Source organism: Burkholderia sp. MSh2 (assembly GCF_000731655.1).
GTDB lineage: Bacteria > Pseudomonadota > Gammaproteobacteria > Burkholderiales > Burkholderiaceae > Burkholderia > Burkholderia paludis.
Map to the genome: position 1 here is coordinate 166,368 of NZ_JPGM01000029.1, position 22,142 is coordinate 188,509.

Sequence of the window (22,142 nt, forward strand, 5' to 3'; positions counted from 1 at the left end):
CTGGAGAGCACGGCCGCGCCGGCTGGAGATTGAATAAAAAAGGGACGCTTATGAAACCCATTGCATGGATGGTGATGGCTACCTGTCTCGCGCTCACTGCGTGTGGCGGCGATGATGCTTCGACGGGGAGCGGTTCCGCCTCGTCGCCTTCGGGGCCGTCGTCTTCGGGCGGGGGCATGGCGCAGGCGCTGTCGACGAAACCGGACCTCGGCGAAAACCATCCGCCGCAACTTGCCCTCGACGATGCCGGGAATGCCACGGTGGCGTGGAGCGATGTGGGCACACCGGGTTCGACGCATATCTTTGCGAGTCGCTACGTGAACAATGCCTGGAGCACACCGACGCTGTTCGGCAAAGATCCGCAGGGCGCGTTTGCGGCAGCCCTGGCAGGCAACTCGGCCGGCAATCTCGCGCTGCTGTATGTCCTTGACGTCATGGAGCAGGGGGTGACGGTCAGTGAGGTGCAGACGAGCTTCCTTACCCCCGGATCGTGAGTCCGCCACCCCGAGTACGTGAGGCTGGCTGCTACGCCCTTGGGGGCGGCGGCCTGGTCCTCATCGTCCGAACGGCTGTTTGCTTGCACGGCGCGTTCTTCGGTTCGCATGTCGCAACACCTATCTTTCAGGAATTCAGCATGCTTCGCAAAATCGTGTGTATCGGACTCTGTGTCGGGATGTCCGCCTGTTCAGGTATGGGGGGCGATGATGCCAGTCGTCCGTCGCCATTCGACAGCGCCTATCTCAAGGCCCATGTCATTCCGGGCAAGACCACCGAAAGCGACGTCGCGCAGATGTTCGGCGACCCCTTCCAGAAAAAGAGCTTCCCTCAACTGGGCAAGGACATGTGGGTGTACTCCAACGTCCATATGCCGGGGCAGGGAAACCGGTTGCTGTCGATGGCGGGCATGGCCGCGGGCTTCATCCCCGGTGCGGGGCTTCTCGCCCAGGCGACCAACGCCGGACAGATGGTGGATGCAACGTCGGGGCCGACCAAGGCCAAGACGATGCAGTTCGAATTCAACAGCAGCAACGGCACGGTCAAGGACTGGTTCGGCGACGTGCAGTAAGACGAACCCGGGTAATGGAGAGGTCGCCGCGACATGCTGGCGTGTTGCGGCGCGTGTGAGGGCATGAAACGTCGGGAAGTTGATAGAACATGACCATGCGGAAGGCGTTGCAGCCGACACGGAATGCCCCTCGTCTTGTCGGCGCGCGGATCCACGCAGATCGACATGGCTTGCGTCAAGAAGTCGACGGCGCGGACGTTGGGGTCGGGATCGTCCGACGACGTCATGCTTGGCAACGCGCAGGATGGACCGACCGGGATGTCGGGCGGAAGGAACGTCGGGTACGACGCGACCGCCGGCAAGGGAAGGCGTTTCGGCTGCACGGTTTTCATCGTGCCGGGCATGACGCCGATCGCCTACCCGATCGGCAGGGACCGGGAATGCTTATCGGCGAATTGATCGAGTCGACGCATGCGATGTGCCCGGCAAGACAGAGATCGGCGGCACGAGCCGGTCGTGCCTGTCGTCGTTGCGTGGGCGATCGTCGTGTCGGCGCCGGCTTCCGGTATCGGTGATCCACGATGGTTGCGGATTTCCCGCTGGATACCTATCGGTTCACCACGCTGGGCGTGCCGGAAAGCGAACGCTTCGACGCATGGGCTGCGGCGCTGTCGCTCTGCGATTGCGACTCGCCCACCGACGCAACGGTGCCTTTCGATGCCGAATTTCATGCGATGCGTTTCGGGCCCTTCGTGCTGACATCGCAGCGCTGGGTGCGAACGGAGCATCCCGTGTCTTACCGCGCCGTGCGAAGCGCTCGGAAGATTGTGGCCGATGGCCTCGATTACTTTCACGTGATGTGTCAGTTGACGGGCAGCGCGGTGGGCGAGTTCGGATCCAGGCGGGTTCATGCCGAGGGTGGGGCGCTTTATGTATGTGACATGAGTCTGCCGTTTGATTGTGTCGTGACGGCGGGCGATGCCATCGGCTTGCTGGTTCGCCGCGATATGCTCCAGGACCTGGATCCGAATCGACGCGGCGACATCGTCAATCCGACCATGGGTGCCATTCTCACCGAGCATTTGCTTACCCTGCGAGGCAACATGGCAAAGCTGGGCGTTGGCGATATCCCGTACATCGTGCGGGCCACCAATACGCTTCTGCGTGCAGGGTTGACGCGACCCGGCGAGGTGCTGCCCGATGGCCTTTCCGAGGTTGATTTCGCGTTGATTCGTCGTGCAAGGCAATTCATTGACGCGAACCTGCCACGGGCCGATTTGACGCCCGAGAAGATCAGCGACGCTATCGGTATCTCCCGCTCCAGGCTATACAAGCTTTTGCAGGGCAGTGGCGGCATCATGCGCCAGATTCAGCGGCGGCGACTGTCTCGTGCGTATGACGTGCTGACGGATCCGGATCTGCCGAAAGAGCGTATTGTTCAGGTGGCCCGGCGTCATGGTTTCGTTGACGAAAAATACTTCAGCCGGATTTTCCGGGCGACGTTCGGTTGCACGCCACGGGAAGCCATGGCGCGTCGACACGCCGTGCAATTTCAACCACGCACGTCTGTAATTGACATATCCGGTCCCACGTTTGTTCAATGGCTCAAGGCCGATGGAGACATGCCCGTGTCGTTCGGGATCTGACGACGATGCGCGTGGCGAACGCGCAAGCAGCGGTAACGTGCGTCCGGACGGAAGTCGCACGACTGGAGACTGACGGTTCCGCGTTCGCTGTCTTGCGCAGGTCGTATGACAGAGACGGAACTCGATATTTTTCGCAGGGGAAATTGATGCGCACATCGATCATGGCCGCCGGGCTGATTCTGGCAGGGGTTGGCGTTGCCGGCTGTGTTGCGCCGCGACAGCCTTGGGTGGCTCAACCGGCGCTCACTCAGCCCGCCGCGCCTGCCGCGGCCAAGGGGCCACCGACGCTAGAAGAAGTAGACAAGGCAATCGAAGCGATCGACAAGATCACCGCGGATGACCGTGACAGGATTGCGCGGGATTTCGCTCCCAAGGAAGACCTGGAGATCGATCGCGAAATGCGCCAATTGCTGATCGAAGCCAGGCCCATCGTGATCTCGCGTGACAAGGACAAGGCGGGCGATTGGCGAGCGAAATACAACGCGCTCGCGGCGCGACGGAATCAGGCCGAAAAGCGCTTTACCTACGACTGGTTCAGGCGGCATCCGGGTATGGCCTCGCAAGATACCGGCTCGCCGTTCGCCGGACGCACGGACCCGGGCTGCATCGGTGGACATTGCCAGTGGACGCCCCCTCCGCCTGAACCACGGACATGTACCGTCAATGGGATCGGGTGGGTCGGGCAGGCGCCGTGCTGAACACGCGGATCGCATGAGCGATCAAGCGCTCCGGAACAACTCTTTCAGGGCAATGGCGGCATCTTGCGGCAGATCCGGCGACAGTGGCTGAATGGTGCTCATGATGTGTTGACTGACCCGGATATACCGAAAGAGCGCATCGTCCAGATGCGCCCGGTGTTGCGGCTTGGGTGACGAGAACTATTTCAGCCGTAGATGACTGCATCGCGAGTGTCGGGTCCGACGTTTTTCAAGGACTTGAAGATCGCGGGAAAATGTCGGTATAGCTCAGGCTCAGGAAATAGCACACGTGTCGGGCGTGGAAATGAAAGCAATGCGTAATAAATTTCCGGTCGAGAGGACATCCCGTCTCGCGCCCGATGCGCCGCGTATGTCGCATGACCGGGATGGGAATCGATAATTTTCACAGGGGAATTCGATGCGTACCTCGATCGTGGCCATGGGGCTGATTCTTGCAGCGGCCGGTCTTGCCGGCTGCGTAGCAACGGGGCAGCCCTGGGCGGCTCAACCCGCGAAATCTCAAGCTGCCAACGGGAAGGCGCCTGTCTCGACGCCTGCCCAGATAGATGCGGCGATCTCGGCGATGGACAAGATCACCGAAGGGGATCGGGATTCGGTCGCGAAAGATCTTGTTCCCAAGGAAGATATCCAATTCGATCAGGAAAAGCGGCAATTGCTGGTGGAGGTTAAATCCGTTCTGGCTTCCGGTGACAAGACCAGGGCGCGAGACTGGAAAAGACGATGGGACGAGCTTGAAGCCCGGAAGGCCGAGGTCGACAAGCGCTTCCTGAATGCCTGGTTTGCCAGGCATCCGGGTATGGCCGGGCAAGATACCGGTTCGCCATTCGCGGGGCGAACGGACCCGGGTTGCATAGGCGGACGTTGCGAGTCTCCGCCGCCCGGGCCGTCACGGACATGCATCGTCAACGGGAACGGGTGGGTCGGGCAGGTACCGTGTTGAGCCGATTGCCCGGCAGCCGGATCGGGGTGCATTGGCGCGCCGCAGCAACGGTAGCTGAAGCCATCCCCAAAGCCATGGCGGCCCGCACCGGAGGCGGTGCCCCCGAATTGCCGTGTCCATGACTCCGGTGCGGCGTCCCTGTTCGCGTTCAATCAATTCGAGAGCGTAATGAAGAAGATCCGCATCGTGAGCTGGCTGCTGGTGCGGGGATCGGGGTGGCGTTCAGCACCGGCGCGCGTGCCGAAGGAGGCTGTCCATCAGGCATGATTCCGTACAGCGGCAGCGATATTCAGAATTGCGGACCTGCTCCGGGTTCGGGCGGTTCCGGACCGGGCGGCCAGGTGTCCGGTCCAGTCGAAGGCCCGGCGGTTCGCTGGAATGACCATTGGCGTGCCCAGGCGACCGATGGACCCAGCGGCAGTCTGGGGGCAGTCGAGAACGCGGTCAGCCAGGGTGAAGCCACTCGCCCGGCATTGGCCAGGTGCCATGCTCGGCATGGAGCCTCATGTGTTGTTCAATCCGTTTACCGAAACGGATGCGGGTCCATGGTCATAGGGGACGGCGGAAAGTTTTTTGCCAACAACTCCGATCAGGAATTGGATAAGGCGATACAGAAGAGCACGGCTGCATGCACGGCTCACGGCTATCCGGATTGCCACGTCTATTGTTCGGGCTGCAGTCTTCCGGAACGCGTTCAATAGTTCTTCAGACTCCGCGCCGAGGGGGAGCCGCCCCCCCGCTCCTTGTCGAGACGCCATGACAATGCGGGGCGTTCCTTGATTCTTCCTCGCGTCGTGGCGACGGCCTTTGCAGGCACCTCGTCCCGCGCCCAGCGTGTCGATCCCCGCAGTTCTACAGGCGCGACGATGCCGTGCAATTCCGGCAATTCCGGCTATTCCGAGGCGGGCCACCTGAAACCTGACGAGCACGACGCATTGTCTGCAACGACGATTCCCGGTCGTCGCAGGTGCGTTCTCCATGCGTCTCGAGGTTTGTCCGGCCTCGCAAATTGGTAGTCAGGTGCCGGGCCGACAGGGCCCTCCCGGTGCGCGGAAAGCGTCGATGAAAAGTATCGGAATTTGATGCCGGAAAGCATTTCCGGCGATCTTCCGGCCCGTTGTGCGTGCCTTTCGCCGATGCATGGCGCAGAGTGCACGCACGACGAAGAAGGCAATTGCCACACGGTTCGCGTGATCCGGAACGAGTGGGCAAAGAATCGCGAATTCATTGTCGCGCCGCAATCGGAACCGTCGAACGCTTCGAGCGACTTGGCGGGATATGGGCAGGCAGCGGGAAGTCGGCGCCCGCGATTGAAAATCAAGGAACCTCATGAAACCAGTAGCGTCGCCGGTAACGGCTTCTCGCTGTCATCCGCCCGGCATGCGCGACGGCGATGCATCGACGAGGGACGACTTTTTCAACATGCGTACGGTTCGGGCCGGCGCGGAATATCGGTGACCTGCGATGTCTTCCCGTTCGGACGCCGATACCTACCGATTCACGACGATCGATACGCCGGAAAACCGGCGATTCAACGCATGGGCCGCGGCAATCTCGACCTGCGACTACGAGTTGTCGGCCGATGCGATCATGCCTTTCGACGCCGAATTCCGCGCGATGCGATTTGGACCGTTTGTGCTCCTGTGGCATCAGTGGCTGCGCCGCGATCACGCCGCGTCGTATCGGGCGATCCGGACGCAGCGGAAGATTCGCGCGGACGGTGTCGATCATTTTTATCTGAGGCTGCAGTTGACAGCTAGCCCGGCGGACGAAGGTCGCCTTTGCCTCTTCGACATGAGCCGGCCTTTCGACTGCATGTCCACCGCCGGCGACGTGGTGGGATTGATGATTCGCCGCGACACGCTGCATTCGTTGAGCCCGGATCGACTCGGCGTCGCCGTCCATCCCGCGATGAGCGCGGTTCTGGCGGAGCATCTGCTGACCTTGCGTCGCAACATGGAAAAGCTGGGCGCCGGCGACATTCCTCATGTCATGCGTGCTACCGACAATCTTCTGCGTGCCGGGCTGATGCGCCCGGGCGATACGCGGAACGACGGCTGGTCGGCGGGCGACCTCGCGTCGTTCCGTCGCGCCAGGCAATACATCGACGCGAACATGGCGCGCGCGGATCTGACTCCCGGGAAAATCGGCGAGGCTATCGGCGTCTCCCGGGCTAAACTCTATCAACTCTTTCGGGGCGATGGCGGCATCATGCGACAGATTCAGCGGCAGCGACTGGATCGCGCCCATGACGTGCTGATGAATCCGGACATGCCGAAAGCGCGCATCTCCGACATTGCCTGGCAGCACGGGTTCGCCGATGAAAAGTATTTCAGTCGGGTCTTTCGCGCCAGGTTTGGTTGCATGCCACGCGAAGTCATGGGCTTTCACCATGCTCAGCGGCCAGCCGTGAGCGCCGTCGATGCCGATCCGGTGCAATACGGCCCGACCTTCGTGCAATGGCTCAAGGCAGCGCGATGAGATCGCTCGAGAGGCTGTCACGCGCGACACCACGGCGGCGGGACCTTGCAGGCGGCACGGTCGACGCAGTCGTACCTGGCCGTTGCCGCACCTGCGCATCAAGGGTGTTGAACAACGAGAACGAATAGTCGGATCCAGGAGATTCGGAATGGAAGACAAGAAAAAGGGCGGATTCCTGATCGTCGCGGGAAAAGTCGCCTACTTTCCGCTTGCATTGATCGCCTGTTGTCAACTGGCGCTATGGGCGTCGGTCGGAACGGATACTTTTCTGCTGGGCGACCCGGCCAGGTTGAGCGGGGGGCACTTCGTGCTCAGTGCGGGGCTGCTGTTCGTACTCTTGCCGATATGGTTCGTCGTATTTCTGATCTTGTTTGTCGTGGCGTTTTTTAGGTTGCGGAGAAGAAATTCTGCGTTCGGCTGTCTCGTCGCGGTGCTGTCGGCACTATCGGTTTTCTTTTTCCTGAGCGTAACGGAGAGTTTGCCCTGGTCTTGAAAGCGATCGTGAGGGCGTGCAGTCATGCGCGCGATGCGACGGATTCGACGGCTGCAAGGACTGGCATGGCTGGCAAGGGCCATGGGTGCCCATGCCGAAGGGCAATACCGCTCCAGCGAGCAAGGGTGGCAGGCCTGCGTTCCTGCTCCGGGCTATGGTGACAACGCCCGGCGATCCGGGTGCGTTCCTCGCGCCGGACCACTGAAGTTCAGGCAAGAGAGCCGATACAACCCTCGACAAAGCAATTCAGAAAACGGTGAACACTGTAACGGCAACGGATATGCAGATCGCCATGTGTATTACGCCGGTTGCAGCTTTCCGGTGCGTACCCAATAGACGGCGTGCCAGGCGTCCCGTGCGGATCCGGCCGCAGCGATGTGCAGTCGCCTTGCCGGACAAGCGTCGTACTGACGAAAGCCGGTCGAGGGAGCGCACACGGGATGGACGACGGGCGGGGGCGCACGGCTCGTGGTTGGCGGCGGGTGCATCGTGCAACGAACGAATGTGGCAGTTCAGTACCGGCGACCGGCTGGAGTTGTCGGACTCCGTTATCGCATGGCAACGAATCCGGAATGTTCAATTGCGTCCACAAAAGGTGGAGATTCATCCGCGACATGGAAATTCTTCGCATTTCTTCGCGATATCCGGATACGCTTCGCTCGACGTGAGCGGAGCGACGATCGTTCGAGTCATGTTGCTAGAGATCGGAATCCGCGGGCGTTTTCCGCTTCCGCGACGATTGCTCTTGGTCGTTCCGGCATGCAAGGTTTTCGCTCGCGACCCAAGCGGCACGTACCACGTCACTTTTTCGAACATAGGCGCTCCATGCTTGCCGGAAACCTGATCGCAGCGAGGTTCTGCATCGCAATCGCGTCGACGGTGATGATGCTCGCGATGCCGGTGCGCGCGGAAGTGCCGCCGATGAGCGACGACCAGCTCGCGAGTCAGGCCGATCTGATTGCAACGGGCTATGTGGATTCGGTGGTCGAGCACGACGAGGTCCGATATCCGGACGAGGAGTCGGTGGAGCGGTCCGCCGTCGATGCGTTGGTCGATTTCTTCCGCCCGCGTCCCAGGCTCGTGACGGCCATCTACACGGTCACGATGGAAGTGCAGCAGATCGACAAAGGGGCGCTTCCGCCGGGCGAGCGGCGGCTTCAATTTACGGCGCGGCAAAACGTGCAAACGCCAAAGCACTGGATGGGAGGGACCAACACGTTGCGCTTGTCGCTGCAATCCGGCGACACGATCAAGGTCTATCTCGAGCGGAATGACGATCAGTGGGTGTTGTTTCACCATATGGGGCTGTGGCTGAGGCGCTGAATTGCCGCCCGGCTGGCTTGGCGTTTGCGATCCGGTCGCGCCGTTGGGTGTGTACCGGTTGTCTGAATGAGTCGGCGGATCGGGAGGGCGAGACGGTGATGTTCTTGAAGGAAGCATGGCTGGCCATGCTCGTGATCGCGCCTTCGCTTGCCGCGCATGCGGCGTTACCGGTACCGCCGGCAGGCGCCGGCGCGACGGAGATCGTGAAATTCGCGGTTGGTTACGAAGGGCGTGCCGACGACGCCAGCGAGTTGTTGCGAGGCGCCAGTCGCGCACCGACCGATCTGGAGGCCGGTCTTTTCACGCGCGCTTTCCTGCGTGCCTGGTATGACTTGAAAGCGAAGGAGGCGGCGAATCCGGATATCGTGTCCACGCCGAACGGCAGCCCCGGCATCGATAACGTCACGAACGGCGAGACGGACTATCTGATTGGTGCTGAATCCAGCGGCAATTGCGCAAGGAAAGACCGATTCGGTGACGTTTCGAATGGTATCAACGGCACGGTGGTTGCCGTTCGGGGTTGCGCACGCAATCGATACGTTTCCTTGTTCTTTTTGAAGAATGAAGAGGGGCGTCTGAAGATCGACGATGTCGTGCAGGGTGCGTTTGCGAGCGATCCGCTCAATCCCGCCGCGCTTCATCGTGCGGGTGTGTCTCAAGGCGTGCGAAATGAAATTGAAAGAAAGCTGGGTGTGTTCGGGGTGTCGAAAAAATAGCACGGCGGGTTGGAGCGGTCCGGGCGCTTACCCGTGCGAAGCGCGTTTGAGCTTCCGGAACGCATCGGGCTCCCAGACGCGGGTGGTCAGCAGGAGTGCGGTGCCGCGTCGTTCCTGCAAAGGGGCGCTGGCCGACTGATCGTGCAATGCGGCAAATCGGGTGCGCAACTTACGCAGCTCGGTTTGCAATTGCTGGTAGGCGGCCTTTGTCAGCATGCCGTGGACGAACCCCATCGCTTCGTCGGGAATGTCGAACCGGCTTTCCATGAAATCGGGCAGGGCCTGGCGCACGAAGAATTGCTGGATGGGTCCGTTCACGAGCCATTCGAAATCCCGCGCAATCCGGAGCCGGATGCGGTTGCCGGGCTTCAGTTCGATGATGCCCATCCGGTCGAGCGCGAGCAGGTTCTTGATGCACTCGGCTTCCGTCAACCGGTAGTGAGAAACCATGTCGGAAACGGACCAGTGATTGAACGCGCAAACGGTAACCAGGAGCTGCTTTTCGTCGGCGACGAGCCGTGCTTCCTGCTCGTGGGTCAACGTGTGCAGCAAAGGAAGGGATGCCTCGGCCTCCTGCAGCAATTCGATCATCGTCAGTCCGACGAGATCGCAAAACTGGGAAAGCCGTTCGACGGTCAGGTTGCCGTCCGTCAGCAGGCGTTTCACGCTGGGCTCGGACAGATCGAGTGCTTGCGCGGCGTCGCGGTAGGTGAGGCCCGCGGCCTTGAGCCGGCGTTTGAGGGTAGCGACGAGTCGGGGCAATTCGGTCATGGGAGTATCGGAATCCGCGACGGGGAGTGTTATTTTATTTAAGGAATGGCGAGGCGGGTGCGGAAACCGAAGTCTTTTGGCATGCTGACTTCCGTTGATCGATTGCGGACCGATGGTCCATCGGGGGATGCGTTGAATATCAATGAATTGCGATCGGGAGTGAAGGCGTGGATCGCCGCATGTGTATCGGTCGCCTTTTTGCATGCCGGCTTGGCGCACGCCGGCGACGCGCGGCCGTTCTGTGCGTCCGCAACGGATACGCTGGCGAAAGACGCCGCGACGCGTGACGCCGTTTCCATGATCTTCGGGCGGAATCCCGCCTATGTGCCGGAGCAAGGTCCGGCGCGCGCATGCATTTTTCCCGTGGCAACGCTCATGTATCCGGACGCGCGCGTGCTGATCATGGGCTCGGTGCCGGGTGAAGTCTATCCCGTTACCGAAGCCCGGCTGTCGGCGTATTTCCTGAGATCGGAGAACGGGGCGTTTCGGCTGGTGACGGTCCGGCGCGATTTCGCGGATGGTGGAAGCGGGATGGGTAACGTCGGGAAAATCACGGCGATTCGATACGGCGCGGACGAGGGTATGACGATCGCCGGCGATGGCAACGGGCAGGGTTACGACTACGGCTCCGTCGCGCTGTTCGTGTTCCGGAGCGACGGCATCGCGTCGCTTGGCACGATTCCGACGAGCTATAGCGACGGCGGTGCCGTGGACGACCCGGCGAAGGAGACGCAGATCGAAGGCAAGGTCGAGATCGGACAGCCGCAACCCGATCAGGTCCGCGTCGTCTATTCGGTCAGGCGCAGTGGGAAAGTCGCGCAGCAGGCCGTGGTGTGGAAGTTGCGGAACGGCCGGTTCGTTGCGGCTTCGGGTTCGGTTCCGGCGGAGCTGCGTCGTTAGTCAGGACGCGCGTCGAATCGCGGTGACTGCACCGGTAGTCGGAAGCGGGGCGACGGCGCGTCGCTCGGGGCGACGCGTGTCGACGACGGGAGGGTGCTGACGATCTGTGCATCACAACAGACGGAGCGGTTCATGGCGGCGATGAAAGGTTCGAGCGGCGTTGACGGATGGACACCGTCGCCGCATGGCTGGCGAGTAGCCGTTGCGCTGCTGATTCTGGCCGCGTGCACGCGCACGGCCATGAGCCGCGAACCCGCCTTCAGGCTGAATCCGCATCCGAGTCGGCCGTACGAGATCACGGTGACGGTCAAGGACGCTCCGGCGCCGTTCGATTCGATCGGTATCCATGTGCTGTACCAGGTCGTGAACGACCGCTGCATCAGGGTGTTGAGAGGCAGCGGCGCGACGCCGGTCCTTGAAAGGTCGGTGCCCGTCGAATTGACGCGCGTGGGCGGAAATCGCTACACGGGCACGATGTTCGCGGATCTGATGCAGGACGAAGACTATTTCGGCCTTGGAACGTGCCACTGGACGGTGGAAAGCGCCAATGCCGAAGCCCGGATCAATCGCCTCGTGCTGAGTACCGGCGTGATGCCGGCCGACAGCGGTGCGCCGGCAAGCGTCGAGCGTTTCTTTTCGAATCGCTCCTTCGTCGATTCGCAGCGGTCACGCGTGAGTATCGGCAATGCGCGCCGCTCGGATTTCGGACCCGACGCAAGCAATACGTTTTCAATCGTTCTGACGGTCGTGGGCAAGCCCCGGTGACAGGCTGACGGCATCGGATCGTCGTTATGAAGTGCCGGTATGCGATTCCGGAAAGTCGGTTCGAGCGAGCGGGGCGAAGCTTGCCGATGCGCTTCGTGTCTGGGGCCGAATATATGCATGAGTGGAAACGGGCGGCGGGTGTGCAGGATGGGCTTGAATCAAGCGTCATTCAAGCGGGATGTCGAACATGACGCCGGTTCGCAGGCCGTGTGGGCGCGTCGTCGTTCGGCGCGGCTGTCATATGAATCCAGTGAGGTGGGTGGTATGGGGAAGCAGGTTGTCACCGGGTGGGCGGGATGTCTGCTCGGTATCGCGCTCGTGTTGCCGGTCGTATCCCGGGCCGCGGCACCGTCGTTCGACTGCGCGCATGCGTCGACGAGTGTCGAGACCGCGATTTGCGGGAGTCCTGCGCTGACGGGGGCCGATCGCGCAATGGCCGACGCATACCGTGTCGCGCGTGAGCGTCTCGATCGCGATGCCGGCCGGAAGCTCGTTGAGGATCAGAAGGCTTATCTCGTTGCGCGCGACCAGGCGTTTCACGATGCTTCGAGCCGCGCCGACGAGAAGGGATTGCGCGAGAACATGGAAAGCCGGACCCGATTCCTGCGAGGTATCCCTGCTCGCGCACCGGCGGGTTTTTCCGGTCGTTGGGGCAGTGTCGGCGGTCTTGTCGTCGTGGATGCGGCGGACGGCGCCTACAAGGTATCGGTCAACACGGTCGAACCAGACATGGGGCGATGGGTTTGCGATGCCGGCGGTATTGGCGCGATCGTCGACGGCAAGCTGGTGGTGAAGGTCGACGGAGGCGCGGTGGTGCGGCTAAGCCGCGACGGGCCGTTGCTGAAAGTCGAGACGCAGCCTCCGTCGAACGTGCAGGATTGGCACGCGCCTTACTGCGGCACCAGCGGGTCGCTGGATGGCGAGTATTTCCCTTCTTCGGGAGCGAACTGATGCGGGCGCACCTTGAAGGTGGCGGCGTGACCGATTCGTCGCAACGGCGTAACAGCGCGGCGACGCTCGCGTGCCGACGCGCTCGCGTGCTGGCGTTCGCGGTGTCGATCGCAGGCGCATCAGTGTCGACGCAGGTGTCGGCGAGCGGCCACATCCCGCCGCGCGCGCTGCCATCGCGTGACTTCGACAGCTTCGAGTCCTGCCGTGCCTACCTGCAGCAGGTTCACGCCGACGACGTGAATGGCACGACGGATGGCGACGTTCCGATGGAGAACGGTGGAACGCGCCGAAAGACACTCGATACGAACGGTGTCGTGTCGACGGGTGCCGATACGGTGCGGTACGAGGCAACGGTCGGTATGGCGACGCGGGGTGTCGAGCAGCAATTCGGCGAATCGTACAGATGCGTGCCGACTCATTTCTCGTACACCCATACGGTGCTGGCGTGCTCGGGCGCGAAACTGTCCGGCGTGCAGGACAGCGGCTTCACGCTGCCGGGCTGCGATCCCGTCACGGGCAAGTAGGCAGTGGCCGCACGCGAGAGCTCGCGGATAGGCGTGCGACGAACGCGGACCGGTGGCGGCGCGAAGATCGGGGCCGGTATCGAGCGGGATTCATCACGTCACATTTCGATCGGGGCTTTCACGATGATTCGACATTCCGGCGGCGCCGCAATCGGCGCGATGCTGCTGCTCTCATGCGTGACCGTGCATGCGGAGCAACGCTGCGGGTATTACATCAGTTCGGCCCCGAACGACCTCGAACTCATCGACAAGGACGCGACTTGGACGATCAAGACGCCGAACCGGCAAGGCGGAAAGGATGCCGATGGACTCGAGAACCTGCCGTCTGTAACCGATCGGCGTTACATGTTCAGGCATTTCGACACGCGGGTCGGATGCGCTTGCCTGAATGTGGAAACGGACGCGAGGCGCGCCAGGATTACACGGGTCGATTCCGGCAAAGGCGTTCCGTGGAAACGCTGCGAATCCGACAAGGCGCTGCCGAAGCCGGACTGAAGGGCGATGCTCGGATCTCCCGCCGCGTACGGAGCGCGACCCGCATGCGGGCGATGCGCCGGCAGTGCGATACCCGGTGAATCAGGCCTCGTGCAAGGGGCGAAACCTGAGGGCCGACAAGCGGCGGAAGTAACTGACCGGAAACTGGAGCGTTCGATGACGGTAACTACGGAAGAAGGCGCAATGAAAAGACCGACTTCGCTGACTATCCTGGGCTGGCTTCTTGTCGTACTGGATGTGGGGAATCTCGTCTACTTGCCGCTTTTGCTGAGTAATCCGCTGGCGATCGAGTTGCTCAGCCAATACCGCGTGAGGCCCGGCGTGACGATTCTGGTCGGATTGATCGTCGCGGTGTCATGTATCGTGGCCGGCGTCGCGATACTCAAGGGGCGAGAGTGGGGGCGCACGCTGTACGTGGGTGCGAGCGTGGCGGGGCTGGCGATCTCGGCGGTCACCATGCCGACCGACATGACCATGGTCGTCGCGCTCGTTCCTTCGGCACTGCTGTTCGCGCTGTTTGCCTGTCTGCTGTATCGCCGACCGGCGACCGAATACTTGCGCCAGGCCAGATCGTGACGGCGATGCCGTGTTGCCGTGCGCTCGAAAAAGTCGCGTAATTCGATACGTTCGGTATCCCCTGCGAGCTTCGCCAAGGAAAAAGAGTGCACATGACCCGTTTGCGCGATGATGGCGCCGGGATGGAGGTCGACGGAATCGATCTTCACCGCGCTGGAGGCCGCTGGCGCGCGAATCGATACACGGCCGCGACTCGCAGCGACAAGGGCGGGTCGCATCGTCGAACGGGAGGGCGATCGTGAGAGGAAAGTATGGTGACATTTGCGAAGCGTATTGCGTACGATTCGGTACCGCGGTTTTCGTTGCGGTGTCGTTCGGAGCGATGCTGACGGCGGCCGACGCGTCGAATCTTGTGCGTCGCACGACGGATGAACTGACGACGATGGCGTTCTATTGGGGTTATCTGTTGCTTCCCGCAGCCTTGTTGCCCGTGGTGCGCGTCATGGGGTTGCTGGGGAAAGTGCAGGTTGCCCTGTTGTTGATCGCGCAGTGTCTGCTGTGCGTCGGTTTCGCATGGTACGCAGTTGCCGAGCAAAACGAGTGGGTTTGGGTGGAGTACTGGCCGGCCTGCGCGGCCTGCCTGGTTCTCGCGGTGCTGGCGTATCTCGTGCGCGGCCGATTCAGCGAGAAATGACGCGGCACGCGACTGACGGGACGGGCTCGCGGTATCGGCCGCGTATCGACGGCGCTGTTCAAGGAGGGGTTCGTGAGAGCAACCAGGAAGAGATCGTCGGGATTGCCGGATGCGGGTGCGCCGGTCGGCGTGCGTGGCATGCCTCATGCCGCGAAGGTCCTGTTCGTGTGGAGTGCGATGACGTGGGCGTCCGGCTCCATTGCCGCAGGCCTCGATTGCGCGGCGGCGAGCTCCGGCGTCGAGAAGCTGATCTGTGCAAATCCGTCCCTGACGGCACGCGATGCCGCGCTCAATCGGCTGTATGGCTGGACGATCGCCGATGCGGCGCCGATCGACAAGCAGAAATTGACCACCGTCCAGAAACAATGGATCGGGCACGTGCGCGACGTCTGTACCACGGCGGCCTGTGTCGGGGATGCCTACGATGCGCGCATCAAGGCGCTCGCGTCGATCCGTTTCGACGGCGGCTCCGCGACCTATGTCAGCGATGTCGCAACGGCTGCCCGCGTGACCCGGCAGATACAGCAGGATCTGAGAAAGGTCGGCATTACGCAATCGCTCGGTGCGTGCTCGCGGATCGTGTCGCTCGACTCGCATCCCGACAGCTACGGCGCGCTTTGCGATCTCGGCAGCCAGCGGCCGGTTCAGGTGTGCGACGAGGACAGGGTCGGCAACCTCGCGGTCAATTTCTATGGCTTCTCGGAAACCGGCGGCGGTCTTGCGGCGTTTACGCAGGCCGTGTGCCCCGGCGGCTAACCCGTCGAAGACAGATTCATCGAATGCCTGTGACGGCGCGGCTTCCGTGCGGGAGGTTGCGCCACCGCGTATCGTGCCGGTCGACGCGGGATCGAGCCGGAACATCGCGGTTCGACCGGAGGCTATCGAACGGCAAGGGTCATGAGGATACGGAAATTTCTGTTTGCCTTCGTAGCAATCTCGGCGCTCGGAGCCGGTTACGTGCTGCGGCCCAGGCACGATACGCTGCCGGCCTATCGTTGCGACCGGCTGGAAGGTGCATCCGCCGTGGACGATTGCATGAATCACGTCTTTCCCTCGCGAGAACAGATACTGGCCTACCTGAACGACGCGACGTTCGGGCAACCGAAGAGAGGCGACGACTACGGCTTGCAGTATTTCGGTCGTGATGGTCGCTATGTGCTGTTGAGTGTCGGAGGCGAGTCGGTCTCCTGGGGAACTGCGTTCATCGACAGCGGGCGCTGGTGGCTGCGCGATGCCGTGCTGCCGTTGCAGGATGGGCGCAAGACAAGAACCGTGGTCGTGCAGGAGATGTGCAGCCTGGAATATGCGTGGACCGATCAGCCTCGCCGTATCGATGACGAGGATCCGGACGTTGCCTGCGAAGCGATGTGGGATACGCGCTTCAACACGTTCCAGGAAGGCAGCGCGCCGCAGATCAGGACTGCCGGCGATGTCTATGACCTGCTGGACCTCTATCGCATGGACGGCCATCAGTTTCATGTTCAGGATTTTTCTCCGGTCGCGCCGGGCTTGAAGATTCCTCCCGAAACGCTGACGCGTGCCGCCCATCTCTACAAGAAAAGCAGGCCGGGATTGTCTTGAATCGCAATTCCGCGTGGTACCAAAGCGCCGGCGGCGAATGTCGTTCCGGCTCAGACGGTGCAAACGAGAGGTGGCTGTGTGAATTCGGACAGTCGGGTAAGTGGTGGAGCCGGGGTGATTGCCGACGGCGGAATTCCACGATGAGCCGTCGGGCAATAGTGTTGGGCTTCGCTTGCGAGCAGGTGGGGCAGTCTCCATGAGCGGGCGCAGTGGTTTTTTGGGGGGAGCGCGCGACTAGCAGAGTGCTTGCGGCGTTCACGCCAGTACCAGCCGTCGTCAGTATCTGGCGGCGGGCATGGCGAGATCGGCATGACAATTGTCAGAAATGTTTACGGCAACAGGCATCCCTATTGCGCCAGTTGATGTGCTGAATCATTATTCCAATGTTACGGGCCAGGATTGTAAAAGCGAGAAAATAATGAAATGGTATTTAAAGGTTCTAAAAAATTACGCTATTTTTAACGGGCGTGCACGTCGCAAAGAGTACTGGATGTTCCTCCTGGTCAACACAATTATTGCAGGGGTAATCGGTGCCATCCTGGGTTTTATTGCTGTAAGGGTGGGAAACGTTGCGCTCGTCAATTGGGCGCAACTCTATAACCTGGCGCTCTTGATTCCGAGCGTTGCGGTCGGAGTACGGCGCATGCACGATACGGATCACAGCGGCTGGTGGCTGCTCTGCCCGGTCGTTAACCTGGTCTATCTGTTCATCCCTGGTACTGTCGGAGAGAATCGTTTCGGCGACGATCCCAAGGCGGCAACGATCGGGGGTAGTGCTGCGTAACGGGGTATCTGGATTTCGAATTACGTTTTATTGATCTGGCGCCAGCATGAACGAGTGGCTGTCCGTCACGGAAGCCACTCGGCTTCCAGCGCGGCAATCATGGCGCAGAAGACTCGGCAGCCGGTGCACTCGAGATCACGGAACAGATTCGTCGGAACCCCGGGGCTTGGATCGAAGCGCGAGGACTGAAGGCGGCGGGTTTCCTGCTTCCGAGCTGGTTGTTACATCGCTGCATTTGCCGACGCGTCAATGTGCCCGGTTGATACGTTGCCGGGCTGCGTCGGTCGGCCCGGACGATACCGCATACGCTACACGATGCGCCGCACAAAAGCGTCACCGATCTATCTGCGGACGAAAAGCCTCCGGGCGGTGCGGTTGCGACTCGGCCATACGAAGCTAGAAAGCACGGTTCGCTATCTCGGCATCGATGTCAACGACGCCCTTGAAGCGACGGAGCAGACGGAGGTTTGACGGCATCGTGGCCAGCGGGCGGTCGCTTGCCGGCCAGGAGCAGCCATTCGACGTCGCTCGCTGAATCATTTCTATCTCGCCTTCTGCGTTCGGGAGGCCGCGCTCTATCAGGAGGGCTTTGCCTTGCCGTTCAAAACACGGTTGTTGGTCGTTGCTTCCTGCCTGTTGTGCGCACACGCATGCGCTTCGACTCTGACGTTGAATTGTGCAGATGCGCAAGCAGGCACTCTGAACCAGAAGGCAGCGGAATCCCGTCTTATGGCAGAGTCGCACGGACTCGCAGAGAGAATTGCACCACATGTTCTGCGCGTCAATGTCGCGGGGAAGGCATTACTGTTCAAGGACATTCCGGCCGCTGGGCTTGACAATATCGCCTACACATTCTGCGGGAGTCTGGGAGGGTACTCGCTGATTGGATGGGACGACGGGGACGAATTTACCGGCAAGCTGATTGACGAACGCACTGGACAGATATTGCCCGCGGGACAAGAAGTGATCTTCTCCCCTGATGGTCGTGCCTATCTGGCGATTGGGCAGGAAGATGGCCTTGATGGCGAGGATTGGGCGGTTCGCTATGCGAATGATGGACGGGTGTCGTGGCAGGGCCATAGCTTCATCGTGTCCGGAAATGTCGGCGCTGCTCCGTTACACGAGCTTTCTAACCCCCGCTGGGGCGAAAGTGGCAAACTCGAGGCTGAAGCCTCGTGCCGGGATTCGCCGAACGCGGTCGTAGGGTTGATCAAGACCCAGGGGCGGTGGTCATGGCATGTGCCTGCCGGTTGCCATCCGGTGCGCTGAGCTCGAAGGACCTTGCCCGAAGCGTATTGTGTGGCCACTTTTCAGAGCGTCGGACGACCGAAATGGGCGGTGGATTCAACCGGTCGCTTCCACGACTACCGGCCACAAGCGGTCAGTCGGCAGCGACGTCAAGATCATTTTGAATTGAAACGTGTGCGTCGGGTCGCTGGCCGCGAAAACCTGCATCGAATCAGAAATGACATCCGAAATGAGAGCAACAACACCCAGTGCCACTGCGGGTCGAAAGCGATATATCGAACGCTGCATGCTCGCGCTTGTCGCCTTCATGGTTGCGACAGCCGCGCGTGCAGTCGACTCAGGCATGCCGGAGTCCCCCTGTGGCGAGCTCGACACGGGATATTCGATCGACGACAGCGTACGCGGTTCGCTAGGGACAAGCCCCCCTATAAGTGCGTGCGTTGACGTGCTTCGCGCGCCACATGGTTCGCGTCGCCGCTTACGCATCTTCGTTGGTGGAAAACAGGTCTTCGGTAATGACGTCATCGCGCTCGGACCGGATGACGGCGGCATCCAGGGCGACCCGTTCCAGCCGCTCACCATCAAGCATGGTTCCTTGATCGTGCAGAACTCGGGTGGTGGTGGCCGACTTCGGTGGTCTGAAACATGGCGTTTGACAATACGTAACAAACAATGGGTCCTGGCCGGATGGGATGAATACGGATATGACATGTATGGTGGCACCGCAAGCGGCGCCAAGGAATCCATTACAAGCATCAATGCTTTAACCGGCGCTATACATGACGACGGGACCGATTATCCTGGCGATGGGGAGCCGAATATATCGACTCACTACGCCTGCAAACTGCCCGCCAAGTGGGTCAGCCCGGCTGCTTCGAAAATTGAGGAAATTCGCAACCGTAGCTTTAAATGCGGAAAGGATATTGGGAAATTGATAAAAATTAATTGAGCGGATGATTGTAGGAGATTTTTAGAATTGTTCACGAATCCTGTTTTGCTATCTGTGTGTGGCGGCTATTGGAAATGGCAATGTCTGGAACGGTTGGCTGGCCGTTGGTTTCAGGGGCGCTCAGGCGTTCGGAGTGCACGACGATGGTCAGGAGACGCTCTTCGAGCCGGCGCTCGCTCGCGAACTGGCCCGGACGTACGGCCGCGGTAACTTCGGAGCGGGGCAATATGAGGCGCTCCTGGCTATAGCGGATAGCCGATTCCAGTTCCATGCCATCATCGAGCGCGGTCAGTTTCCTTTTCCCGAGCAGGGCAGGCGCAACCCTCAATTCCTTCCATCGGGTTTCGACGCCTGGCACATGGATGACATTGGACGACTGGAGACGTTAGCCGGCAGGCTTGGATTGGCGAACGAGGCCGATGTCGTCAAGGCGTTCGGGCGGGTGGTCGAGTATGGCGAGGGTTATTTCCGTATGCTCGCCTCACATGCCGGGTACGACGAATGGCATTGCACCGACGCAAATTTTTACGTGTTGGCGCTGATCTGCAATTTTGTCGAGCAACTTGCCGTCGACGATCTTATGGCCTTGAACCGGGACGAGACCTTCGCCAAGCGAGTGCTAACCACGACGCTTGCGTTCGTTCGACGCCGCGCGCCGGGATAAATTTCCTGAGGAGGGGCAGGAAAAGAGGGGGCGGATAGCCCGCGTGTGTCTATCCGGATGCGATGAACCGTCCGGATCGATTGGGAATGAGCCGGCGCTTCGTTTCAATCGAGCGATAGGCGGAATTGATAGATTAACGAATATCGGTGATGAAAATCCGGGTCACCGCTTTGATTATTGAATTTAACGAAGAAACAGGATGGGCAGTCACCATGAGCGAATCGGTTTCCGTTGCGGCCCAGATACGTTTAAGCGAAGCGGCACTGGCGCGCTGGTTCAAGCACAGCATAGCTCCGGGGAACAAGGTGCTCGATGTGCTCGCCGGGATGCTTGACGAAGCCGATCTGAACCCGCAGGAGACGCTGTATATCTGCCAGTACCTACCGGCCACGCAAACGCTCGTATTCTTCCTGAGTAACAGCGGCGCCCGCGGATCTGCGACGGTCCCGGTCGTGTCTCTGCTTGAACTGCTGACGCAATACACCGATATGGACGACGATGGTTACCTGGCGATCGGCACCTATCCCTTCGGGAGCTTCGCGGAGATCTCCGCATCCATCATGCGCCGGCATGCGGTCGTGCCAGTGGAGACGTCGCATCCGCATGCACTTGATGAACTCGAACCGTTGCTGGTCAAGCTGCTGAAATGGATGCCGGAGCAGTATCGCCATTATCCCGTCTTGTATCACCGCAAGATCGTGCTTTGCTTTAAACGAATGGGCAATTCATTTGTCCGTCGAGCAACGCCGGATGATCATGTTTTGATCGGAGACGATTACTTTACCGACGGTAAGCGCGTGCTGTGGAATGATCGCGACGACGAAAGCGCGGTGCCGGTACCTCAGGCGGACCCTTACACCTTCAGGCGGCTCGCAGGACGACTCTGGGCCGATGCGATACATCTGTATTGTGAAGGTCAACTGATTCTAAAGCTGGAAGGAAAGCCCAAAGTGGTGGGTGACGTCGTCATCGTTGGCCGGCGAGGGTTGTTTGCTCAACTCGACAGCAGCGGGCTGGAGCAGGATGAAGTGGATCCTGCCACGCTGAAGCGCATCGATAGCCGTAGCGACTATTACGAAGATGCCACGCATGTGTGGCATGGGATGAGACGCATGCCGGAGCTTCCCGGCGACGTGACCATCCTTTTCACTCCAGGCGCGATCGCTCGCGGTCGCAATGCGATATACCGGTTTGGCGCGCCTTTGGAACATGCCGTGCCGGAACAGTTCGAGTTTCTCGGGCAGGGCTATTTTCGTGATGGCGGTGCACTATGGCACTACGATTCAAACCTCGCCCGGCTCGTTCGCATGCCGTCTTCCGCCGCTCATGCCCTGCGCCTGGCAGGGCCGTTCTGCACCGACGGCTTCAGCGTGTGGTGGGAGGCGCAAGTATTGGAAGGTGCGGATCCCGCCACCTTTCGCGCGATTGGCTTCAGCTATGCGATCGATCGCAACAATGTGTGGTTTCAGGCAGACCGGATCGACGGCGCTGACCTCGACAGCTTCCAGAATCTGGCAGGCAGCATCTATGCGCGGGACGGGACGTGTGTTTATGCTTACGGCAAAGTCATCCCCGATGCGTTACCCGATAGCTTGCGGGTACTCAACTGGTGCGAAGCCCGGGACGATCGGCAACTTTACGTATACGGGATCGCGTCCGGTGAATGACCGTGATGCAGGGCGGATGAAAGCATGGCGAGCCGTTTGCGAATCATGTTCGTCGGTGCGGCGATTCGCTTGTTGCAGGTCGATTCAAGCTATCGCAAGCCCGGATTTCCCGAGCAGTGCCGGGCGAGTGCGCCAGCGTGCCTGGTCCTCGAGCGCCTCGCGGGATTGATTCCGATAATATCGACGCGAGACTCACTGCCTGACTGGCTACAAAATTCCGCCGCAGGTCAGAGCAACTTTCCGGACGGCGCGCAAGTGCAAGTCAATGTGGTTGCGTCGTGACGACTGGATTGACTGGAGCGAAAGCTC

Annotated in this window: 27 protein-coding genes and 1 pseudogene; 27 read left to right on the plus strand and 1 reads right to left on the minus strand. The window is 60.8% G+C overall.

Translation table 11 applies throughout. The features are described 5' to 3' along the window. Positions 1-176 precede the first annotated feature (176 nt). The 11 genes from GQ57_RS19495 (at position 177) to GQ57_RS19535 (ending at position 9,324) form a co-directional block, all read left to right on the plus strand. Positions 177-494, plus strand: coding sequence for a hypothetical protein (locus GQ57_RS19495; RefSeq protein WP_034198762.1), 318 nt, complete (start codon positions 177-179; stop codon positions 492-494). Between the two features lie 140 nt (positions 495-634). Further along, on the plus strand, positions 635-1,066 hold the full coding sequence (locus tag GQ57_RS19500) for a hypothetical protein (RefSeq protein ID WP_031398802.1): 432 nt from the start codon (positions 635-637) through the stop codon (positions 1,064-1,066). 123 nt (positions 1,067-1,189) lie between these two features. Next, on the plus strand, positions 1,190-1,465 hold the full coding sequence (locus tag GQ57_RS19505) for a hypothetical protein (protein WP_052001394.1): 276 nt from the start codon (positions 1,190-1,192) through the stop codon (positions 1,463-1,465). Positions 1,466-1,587: 122 nt separating this feature from the next. After that, on the plus strand, positions 1,588-2,652 hold the full coding sequence (locus tag GQ57_RS19510) for a helix-turn-helix domain-containing protein (protein WP_034198763.1): 1,065 nt from the start codon (positions 1,588-1,590) through the stop codon (positions 2,650-2,652). Between the two features lie 146 nt (positions 2,653-2,798). Continuing rightward, positions 2,799-3,350 carry a hypothetical protein gene (locus tag GQ57_RS19515; RefSeq protein WP_152603303.1) on the plus strand — a complete coding sequence of 184 codons (552 nt, stop codon included), beginning with the start codon at positions 2,799-2,801 and terminating at the stop codon, positions 3,348-3,350. 418 nt (positions 3,351-3,768) lie between these two features. After that, the gene (locus GQ57_RS41895) at positions 3,769-4,311 is read left to right on the plus strand and encodes a hypothetical protein (protein ID WP_152603304.1); all 543 of its coding nucleotides are present in this window, start codon (positions 3,769-3,771) and stop codon (positions 4,309-4,311) included. A gap of 263 nt (positions 4,312-4,574) precedes the next feature. Next, on the plus strand, positions 4,575-5,012 hold the full coding sequence (locus GQ57_RS44385) for a DUF4189 domain-containing protein (RefSeq protein WP_081896716.1): 438 nt from the start codon (positions 4,575-4,577) through the stop codon (positions 5,010-5,012). 763 nt (positions 5,013-5,775) lie between these two features. After that, positions 5,776-6,792, plus strand: a complete 1,017-nt coding sequence (locus tag GQ57_RS19520) for a helix-turn-helix domain-containing protein (RefSeq protein ID WP_034198765.1) — start codon at positions 5,776-5,778, stop codon at positions 6,790-6,792. Between the two features lie 148 nt (positions 6,793-6,940). Beyond that, positions 6,941-7,285 (plus strand): hypothetical protein, encoded by a 345-nt coding sequence (locus tag GQ57_RS19525; protein WP_034198766.1) that lies wholly within the window; start codon positions 6,941-6,943, stop codon positions 7,283-7,285. An 825-nt stretch (positions 7,286-8,110) separates the two neighbouring features. Next, positions 8,111-8,608 carry a hypothetical protein gene (locus tag GQ57_RS19530; RefSeq protein ID WP_034198767.1) on the plus strand — a complete coding sequence of 166 codons (498 nt, stop codon included), beginning with the start codon at positions 8,111-8,113 and terminating at the stop codon, positions 8,606-8,608. Positions 8,609-8,706: 98 nt separating this feature from the next. Further along, on the plus strand, positions 8,707-9,324 hold the full coding sequence (locus GQ57_RS19535; protein ID WP_152603305.1) for a hypothetical protein: 618 nt from the start codon (positions 8,707-8,709) through the stop codon (positions 9,322-9,324). 27 nt (positions 9,325-9,351) lie between these two features. Here GQ57_RS19535 and GQ57_RS19540 read toward each other — a convergent pair whose 3' ends face one another. Next, positions 9,352-10,095, minus strand: coding sequence for a helix-turn-helix domain-containing protein (locus GQ57_RS19540; RefSeq protein ID WP_031398811.1), 744 nt, complete (start codon positions 10,093-10,095; stop codon positions 9,352-9,354). Between the two features lie 81 nt (positions 10,096-10,176). Between GQ57_RS19540 and GQ57_RS19545 the strand changes: the two genes are divergently transcribed. The 16 genes and pseudogenes from GQ57_RS19545 to GQ57_RS41910 all read left to right on the plus strand — a co-directional run bounded on the left by GQ57_RS19545 (position 10,177) and on the right by GQ57_RS41910 (position 22,115). Further along, positions 10,177-10,995, plus strand: a complete 819-nt coding sequence (locus tag GQ57_RS19545) for a hypothetical protein (RefSeq protein ID WP_152603306.1) — start codon at positions 10,177-10,179, stop codon at positions 10,993-10,995. Positions 10,996-11,127: 132 nt separating this feature from the next. Then, entirely contained in the window at positions 11,128-11,760 is a 633-nt protein-coding gene (locus tag GQ57_RS38235; RefSeq protein WP_052001395.1) for a hypothetical protein, read from the plus strand. Positions 11,761-11,907: 147 nt separating this feature from the next. Further along, positions 11,908-12,711 (plus strand): lysozyme inhibitor LprI family protein, encoded by an 804-nt coding sequence (locus tag GQ57_RS19555; RefSeq protein WP_160257536.1) that lies wholly within the window; start codon positions 11,908-11,910, stop codon positions 12,709-12,711. After that, positions 12,711-13,235 (plus strand): hypothetical protein, encoded by a 525-nt coding sequence (locus GQ57_RS19560; protein ID WP_034198770.1) that lies wholly within the window; start codon positions 12,711-12,713, stop codon positions 13,233-13,235. The genes GQ57_RS19555 and GQ57_RS19560 overlap by 1 nt, the downstream gene beginning before the upstream one ends. A gap of 123 nt (positions 13,236-13,358) precedes the next feature. Continuing rightward, positions 13,359-13,730, plus strand: coding sequence for a DUF4087 domain-containing protein (locus GQ57_RS19565; protein WP_052001396.1), 372 nt, complete (start codon positions 13,359-13,361; stop codon positions 13,728-13,730). 156 nt (positions 13,731-13,886) lie between these two features. After that, positions 13,887-14,306, plus strand: a complete 420-nt coding sequence (locus GQ57_RS19570) for a hypothetical protein (RefSeq protein WP_152601731.1) — start codon at positions 13,887-13,889, stop codon at positions 14,304-14,306. Positions 14,307-14,544: 238 nt separating this feature from the next. Further along, positions 14,545-14,940 carry a hypothetical protein gene (locus GQ57_RS19575; RefSeq protein ID WP_152601732.1) on the plus strand — a complete coding sequence of 132 codons (396 nt, stop codon included), beginning with the start codon at positions 14,545-14,547 and terminating at the stop codon, positions 14,938-14,940. Positions 14,941-15,012: 72 nt separating this feature from the next. After that, complete coding sequence (locus tag GQ57_RS38240; RefSeq protein WP_152603308.1) at positions 15,013-15,696, plus strand: lysozyme inhibitor LprI family protein; 684 nt, start codon at positions 15,013-15,015, stop codon at positions 15,694-15,696. Positions 15,697-15,837: 141 nt separating this feature from the next. After that, positions 15,838-16,521: a hypothetical protein gene (locus GQ57_RS19585; RefSeq protein ID WP_034198771.1), complete on the plus strand. Its 684-nt coding sequence runs from the start codon at positions 15,838-15,840 to the stop codon at positions 16,519-16,521. A 325-nt stretch (positions 16,522-16,846) separates the two neighbouring features. Then, positions 16,847-17,305 (plus strand): DUF805 domain-containing protein, encoded by a 459-nt coding sequence (locus tag GQ57_RS19590; protein ID WP_254599540.1) that lies wholly within the window; start codon positions 16,847-16,849, stop codon positions 17,303-17,305. Between the two features lie 60 nt (positions 17,306-17,365). Next, a pseudogene (locus tag GQ57_RS43800) lies at positions 17,366-17,776 on the plus strand (integrase); the annotation flags it as partial. A gap of 258 nt (positions 17,777-18,034) precedes the next feature. Next, the gene (locus GQ57_RS41900) at positions 18,035-18,574 is read left to right on the plus strand and encodes a hypothetical protein (protein WP_152603309.1); all 540 of its coding nucleotides are present in this window, start codon (positions 18,035-18,037) and stop codon (positions 18,572-18,574) included. A gap of 265 nt (positions 18,575-18,839) precedes the next feature. Then, positions 18,840-19,502, plus strand: a complete 663-nt coding sequence (locus GQ57_RS41905; RefSeq protein ID WP_152603310.1) for a hypothetical protein — start codon at positions 18,840-18,842, stop codon at positions 19,500-19,502. 133 nt (positions 19,503-19,635) lie between these two features. Beyond that, positions 19,636-20,166, plus strand: coding sequence for a hypothetical protein (locus GQ57_RS19595; RefSeq protein ID WP_034198772.1), 531 nt, complete (start codon positions 19,636-19,638; stop codon positions 20,164-20,166). A 149-nt stretch (positions 20,167-20,315) separates the two neighbouring features. Beyond that, positions 20,316-21,833 (plus strand): DKNYY domain-containing protein, encoded by a 1,518-nt coding sequence (locus GQ57_RS19600; protein WP_034198773.1) that lies wholly within the window; start codon positions 20,316-20,318, stop codon positions 21,831-21,833. 24 nt (positions 21,834-21,857) lie between these two features. Then, a complete protein-coding gene (locus tag GQ57_RS41910; protein WP_152603311.1) occupies positions 21,858-22,115 on the plus strand; it encodes a hypothetical protein in 258 nt (85 codons plus the stop codon). The last annotated feature ends 27 nt before the right edge of the window (positions 22,116-22,142 follow it).

Excerpts from the sequence above, each read along its gene's own strand:
- GQ57_RS19495 (WP_034198762.1), top strand. The coding sequence starts at position 177 with ATGGCGCAGGCGCTGTCGACGAAACCGGACCTCGGCGAAAACCATCCG.
- GQ57_RS19500 (WP_031398802.1), top strand. The coding sequence starts at position 635 with ATGCTTCGCAAAATCGTGTGTATCGGACTCTGTGTCGGGATGTCCGCC.
- GQ57_RS19505 (WP_052001394.1), top strand. The coding sequence starts at position 1,190 with ATGCCCCTCGTCTTGTCGGCGCGCGGATCCACGCAGATCGACATGGCT.
- GQ57_RS19510 (WP_034198763.1), top strand. The coding sequence starts at position 1,588 with ATGGTTGCGGATTTCCCGCTGGATACCTATCGGTTCACCACGCTGGGC.
- GQ57_RS19515 (WP_152603303.1), top strand. The coding sequence starts at position 2,799 with ATGCGCACATCGATCATGGCCGCCGGGCTGATTCTGGCAGGGGTTGGC.
- GQ57_RS41895 (WP_152603304.1), top strand. The coding sequence starts at position 3,769 with ATGCGTACCTCGATCGTGGCCATGGGGCTGATTCTTGCAGCGGCCGGT.
- GQ57_RS44385 (WP_081896716.1), top strand. The coding sequence starts at position 4,575 with ATGATTCCGTACAGCGGCAGCGATATTCAGAATTGCGGACCTGCTCCG.
- GQ57_RS19520 (WP_034198765.1), top strand. The coding sequence starts at position 5,776 with ATGTCTTCCCGTTCGGACGCCGATACCTACCGATTCACGACGATCGAT.
- GQ57_RS19525 (WP_034198766.1), top strand. The coding sequence starts at position 6,941 with ATGGAAGACAAGAAAAAGGGCGGATTCCTGATCGTCGCGGGAAAAGTC.
- GQ57_RS19530 (WP_034198767.1), top strand. The coding sequence starts at position 8,111 with ATGCTTGCCGGAAACCTGATCGCAGCGAGGTTCTGCATCGCAATCGCG.
- GQ57_RS19535 (WP_152603305.1), top strand. The coding sequence starts at position 8,707 with ATGTTCTTGAAGGAAGCATGGCTGGCCATGCTCGTGATCGCGCCTTCG.
- GQ57_RS19540 (WP_031398811.1), bottom strand. The coding sequence starts at position 10,095 with ATGACCGAATTGCCCCGACTCGTCGCTACCCTCAAACGCCGGCTCAAG.
- GQ57_RS19545 (WP_152603306.1), top strand. The coding sequence starts at position 10,177 with ATGCTGACTTCCGTTGATCGATTGCGGACCGATGGTCCATCGGGGGAT.
- GQ57_RS38235 (WP_052001395.1), top strand. The coding sequence starts at position 11,128 with ATGGCGGCGATGAAAGGTTCGAGCGGCGTTGACGGATGGACACCGTCG.
- GQ57_RS19555 (WP_160257536.1), top strand. The coding sequence starts at position 11,908 with ATGGGCTTGAATCAAGCGTCATTCAAGCGGGATGTCGAACATGACGCC.
- GQ57_RS19560 (WP_034198770.1), top strand. The coding sequence starts at position 12,711 with ATGCGGGCGCACCTTGAAGGTGGCGGCGTGACCGATTCGTCGCAACGG.
- GQ57_RS19565 (WP_052001396.1), top strand. The coding sequence starts at position 13,359 with ATGATTCGACATTCCGGCGGCGCCGCAATCGGCGCGATGCTGCTGCTC.
- GQ57_RS19570 (WP_152601731.1), top strand. The coding sequence starts at position 13,887 with ATGACGGTAACTACGGAAGAAGGCGCAATGAAAAGACCGACTTCGCTG.
- GQ57_RS19585 (WP_034198771.1), top strand. The coding sequence starts at position 15,838 with ATGAGGATACGGAAATTTCTGTTTGCCTTCGTAGCAATCTCGGCGCTC.
- GQ57_RS19590 (WP_254599540.1), top strand. The coding sequence starts at position 16,847 with ATGTTTACGGCAACAGGCATCCCTATTGCGCCAGTTGATGTGCTGAAT.
- GQ57_RS41900 (WP_152603309.1), top strand. The coding sequence starts at position 18,035 with ATGGCAGAGTCGCACGGACTCGCAGAGAGAATTGCACCACATGTTCTG.
- GQ57_RS41905 (WP_152603310.1), top strand. The coding sequence starts at position 18,840 with ATGCTCGCGCTTGTCGCCTTCATGGTTGCGACAGCCGCGCGTGCAGTC.
- GQ57_RS19600 (WP_034198773.1), top strand. The coding sequence starts at position 20,316 with ATGAAAATCCGGGTCACCGCTTTGATTATTGAATTTAACGAAGAAACA.
- GQ57_RS41910 (WP_152603311.1), top strand. The coding sequence starts at position 21,858 with ATGGCGAGCCGTTTGCGAATCATGTTCGTCGGTGCGGCGATTCGCTTG.